The 3,164-nt window shown below is 65.1% G+C and carries 5 protein-coding genes; 3 read left to right on the top strand and 2 right to left on the bottom strand.

All coding sequences use genetic code 11. The features are described from left to right. Positions 1–219: 219 nt before the first annotated feature. Entirely contained in the window at positions 220–609 is a 390-nt protein-coding gene (locus tag FCI23_RS54930) for a hypothetical protein (protein WP_136731659.1), read from the top strand. Here FCI23_RS54930 and FCI23_RS54925 read toward each other — a convergent pair. Beyond that, a complete protein-coding gene (locus FCI23_RS54925) occupies positions 606–824 on the bottom strand; it encodes a transposase (RefSeq protein WP_246144932.1) in 219 nt (72 codons plus the stop codon). The two genes, FCI23_RS54930 and FCI23_RS54925, sit on opposite strands and share 4 nt — an antisense overlap. A 287-nt stretch (positions 825–1,111) precedes the next feature. Then, positions 1,112–1,846 carry an alpha/beta hydrolase gene (locus FCI23_RS54920; RefSeq protein ID WP_136731658.1) on the bottom strand — a complete coding sequence of 245 codons (735 nt, stop codon included), beginning with the start codon at positions 1,844–1,846 and terminating at the stop codon, positions 1,112–1,114. Between the two features lie 170 nt (positions 1,847–2,016). Between FCI23_RS54920 and FCI23_RS54915 the strand changes: the two genes are divergently transcribed. Both FCI23_RS54915 and FCI23_RS54910 read left to right on the top strand, forming a co-directional pair. Beyond that, positions 2,017–2,433, top strand: a complete 417-nt coding sequence (locus FCI23_RS54915) for a winged helix-turn-helix transcriptional regulator (protein WP_136731657.1) — start codon at positions 2,017–2,019, stop codon at positions 2,431–2,433. 276 nt (positions 2,434–2,709) lie between these two features. Then, complete coding sequence (locus FCI23_RS54910) at positions 2,710–3,033, top strand: hypothetical protein (RefSeq protein ID WP_169317479.1); 324 nt, start codon at positions 2,710–2,712, stop codon at positions 3,031–3,033. The last annotated feature ends 131 nt before the right edge of the window (positions 3,034–3,164 follow it).

Below are 3,164 nucleotides of genomic sequence, written 5' to 3'. Positions count from 1 at the left end.
GAGGTCCGGGCGGCGATGCCGGTGCCGGCCTGGTTGCTGGCGCGGGGCGGGCGCCCCGAGGCGTTTTGCCATCGCGAGATGCTTGACGCCGTGCGCTACCTCGTCGACAACGGCCAATGCCGTTGCTTGAGGAAGCAAGCAGTTCCGTAGTGACCGTCTCGCCTCCGTCGACCTGGTAGTCGATCACCCGTACTGTCACGCCGCCGGGATGGGAGCGGCGTGCGGTCGGCGTCCCCGGAACTGGTGCACCAGGAGATATGGGCCCACCTGACGATCCATCACTGCCTGACCAGGATCATCATGCGGCTGGCCGCCGGCGACGGCCTGGACCCCGACCGCATCTCGTTCGTCAAGGTCCTCAAGCACGCCCGCCGCAGCGTCATACTCCAGACCGGCCGGTCGACCCGCCACCTGCAGCAGTTTATGAAGCGCATGGCCACGAAGGTCGCACGCAAGGTCGACAACGGCGTCCGCCGGCTCCGAGAGGCAGACCGCTACACCCGACATCCGGTCTCGCAGTACATCGTGCGCACGAAAGACCACGTCAGACGAGGCACGCGGCGAGTTCCGGAGAAGGTCATCACTCTCAGCCCAGCCATGCTTGACTAACGCAAGCAACGGCATTGGCCGTTGTCCACCAGGTAGCGGATAGCGTCGAGCATCGCACGGTGGCAGTACACCTCCGGCTGTCCGCCGCGGCCACGCAGCCAGCCAAGCGCCGGCAGCAGCGGGCGGACGACGGCCCACTCCGCGTCCGTCATGTCGGTCGGATACCGCCGCTCGTGCGCCTCGTTGTCGGCGGCGTTCCCGAACCGGTGAGCCAAGCCGTCACACTCCCGGGTGACCAAGTTGGACTGCCCGGACATCGACACGCAAGACTGCGGCACCAGGGCCTCCTGCTGCTCGGTGATTCGACACCAATGAGCTGTTCAGGAGGCCCTGCTCGTATGCGCCGGACAGCCCGCGACCACCCCATCGGGACTTCCGTTCGACCCGCAAACTCCAAGATCGGTACGACAACAGCTACTCAGGATGCACACTGCTCAATGGGTGGGCAACAGTGCAGCCTCGTGAGGGCTTTCCAGGTCCGATAGGAAGTCGTCTGCGAATGTCAGGGACTGACGGCAGCCTTGAGAAGCAACTCGCTGAGCTCGCCGGGCATGGTGACCATACAGTCGTGGCCGGTCGGCAGTTCCCACACCCGCGCCGGAGAACCGTTGGGCTGTACCGCGGGGACGGGCGGCAGAGTAAAGCCTTCCGCGTTCCCGCCGTCACAGCGGATGTGGGTGTGCGGGATCGCGTTCGCAGCCGGGTTGTCCAGCCGGACCGGTTGCTGGATGCAGCGCACCGGGTGATCCGAGATCACCGTGCGCAGCCACGCGACATCGGCCGGGTCGGTCACTCCGAACAGGCCGAGCGGGGGCGGCTGTTCCGGGGGCGGCGGAATGAGCCACGGGCTATCGGATTCCGCGGCCAGGTCGATCAGGCCCTGCAGTTCGGGCAGGGCGTCGACCGGGGTCTCGCCGTCCTCCGGAACCATCGAGTCGACGTACACCAGGTGCGCGATCCGGTCCGGCACCTGGTTGGCTGCGGACGAGATGACCGCCCCCGCGTAGCTGTGCCCCACGAGCACCACGTCGGTGAGGTCCGCTTCGTCGATCAGCCGGACGACATCGTCGACGTGCGTGTCGAGACCTACTTCAGGGCTGAGCAGATGCGCCTTGTCGCCGTAGCCGGTCAGCGACGGAGCGAGCACACGATGTCCGGCCGACTCCAGCAGCGGAACCACTCGCTCCCAGGACTGTCCACTGTGCCAAGCACCGTGGACCAGCAGAAATATTGACATGACAGGAACGATCTTCTTTCTCAAGGCGTCGAGGCATCGAGATACACGGAATAAAACAGCGGTTACCATTCGCATCTCGGTACCCTTTGGGAACCGCAATCATCATGGTGTGCCCGACACGGGCCGGGCAATAGGGCACATTTCGGTGCCATGGTTCCCTGGAGGTAACGATGACCGTGACGGACAGTGAGCCGGTTCCGGAGCAGCAGGACGCGAGTCGGCTCCGCGTCGTCCTCGGCATGGTCGGGGACAAGTGGTCGCTTCTGGTCGTGTGCAACCTCAAAGAAGGGCCGCGGCGCTTCTCCGAACTCAAGCGCACCGTCGACGGGATCAGTCAGCGCATGCTCACCGTCACCGTGCGCAATCTGGAACGGGACGGCATCCTGACCCGCACCATCCACAACGTCATGCCGCCCCATGTCAGCTACGCGCTCACCCCGATGGGCAGCACGCTTTGCGAAGCCACTTTGCCCCTCCTGGAGTGGAGTGCCGAGCACCTGGCGCTCATCGACGACGCCCGCGCGGAATACGACACTCGCGCCGACACCCCGCCCGCCGGGTCTGTCGGGAATCAGCTTGAGATTTAACCTCCGGATTCGAACAGCTCCGACCAGCTCTTCCTGCCTCACAAGCAGGCTTCACAGCGCGGTAGGAAATCACAGCAAACCAGGACGGAAGGTGTGCATGCCGGGTCCGTGAAGCCGACTTGCGGTCGTGTTCGAGCGGCGAGGTTAAATCTCAAGATCAGAAGCCGTTGCCTTTCCGAACGTGATCGGTGGGTTTCCGCTGGTCAGGCATGAAGTCCGTGGCATCGAGGCAGAGTCGGATCGTCGCGTTGGTCCGGGATGACATGGAGGTGGGCGATGGCTTCGGTCATGGGCTTGTTGGAGGCTCGGGAGACGGCTGCGCTGGTGCGGGTCGACGAGCTCCGCGAGGAGGCGGAGCGGGTGCTGGCCGAGCTGCGGGAAGCCGAGGCGGTGCTGGAGCGACGCGCTATCTTTATGAAGCGCATGGCCACGAAGGTCGCACGCAAGCTCGACAACGGCGTCCGCCGGCTCCGAGAGGCAGACCGCTACACCCGACATCCGGTCTCGCAGTACATCGTGCGCACGAAAGACCACGTCAGACGAGGCACGCGGCGAGTTCCGGAGAAGGTCATCACTCTCAGCCCAGCCATACTTGACTAACGCGAGCAACGGCATTGGCCGTTGTCGACGAGGTAGCGCACGGCGTCAAGCATCTCGCGATGGCAAAACGCCTCGGGGCGCCCGCCCCGCGCCAGCAACCAGGCCGGCACCGGCATCGCCGCCCGGACCTC

Origin of the sequence: Actinacidiphila oryziradicis, from assembly GCF_005047355.1 — a bacterium.
Taxonomy (GTDB): domain Bacteria; phylum Actinomycetota; class Actinomycetes; order Streptomycetales; family Streptomycetaceae; genus Actinacidiphila; species Actinacidiphila oryziradicis.
This window is presented reverse-complemented; position numbering and strand designations above follow the sequence as displayed.